The organism is Vibrio sp. 1562, assembly GCF_033340155.1.
GTDB lineage: Bacteria > Pseudomonadota > Gammaproteobacteria > Enterobacterales > Vibrionaceae > Vibrio > Vibrio alginolyticus.
The window spans coordinates 1-604 of record NZ_JAWOVY010000533.1 but is presented as its reverse complement, the minus strand read 5'-3'; the positions used below and the strand labels follow the sequence as shown (position 1 = coordinate 604).

Genomic DNA, 604 nt, shown 5'->3' with positions numbered 1-604 from the left:
GAGCTTAATACAAAAGTTAAAGATACTTTTGACGACAGTAAAGGTCGAGATGGTTCAAGGGGCAACCAGAAAGAACTAGCTAAGAACGGTGATAGCAATAATGTTAAAACAATTTCAGCCAGCATGAAGCGTCAGGATTTAACACCGAAATCGGCACGCAAGTTTAAGTGTACAACGGACAGCAAGCATAAGATACCTGCAGCTCCGAACTCGCTAGATCAGGACTTTAATGCAACGACTCCGAATGAAAAATGGGTTGGAGACATCACCTATGTCGCCACAAGCGAAGGCTGGCTGTACTTGGCGGTAATTATTGACCTTTACTCAGACAATTCCAGAATGACGGCTACGCTGGTCTATGATGCGCTATCAATGGCTTTGGTTCGTCGCGGACTCCCTGAGCAGGTTATTGTTCATGGTGATCGAGATAGCCAGTATTGCTCTAAAGATTATAGAGGCCTAATAACTGCTTATAATCTACAACAAAGTATGAGTTGAAAAGGAAACTGCTGGGATAATGCGTGTGTTGGGAGCTTCTTCCATTCGATGAAAGTTGAAGCGATCCAATACGAACCGATAATGACTAGAGATGAGATGCGCCAAA

Annotated in this window: 1 pseudogene; it reads left to right on the top strand. The window is 43.5% G+C overall.

Going from position 1 to position 604, the window contains the following annotated elements:
* Nucleotides 1–604: pseudogene (locus R7Z49_RS26240) on the top strand (IS3 family transposase); the annotation flags it as partial.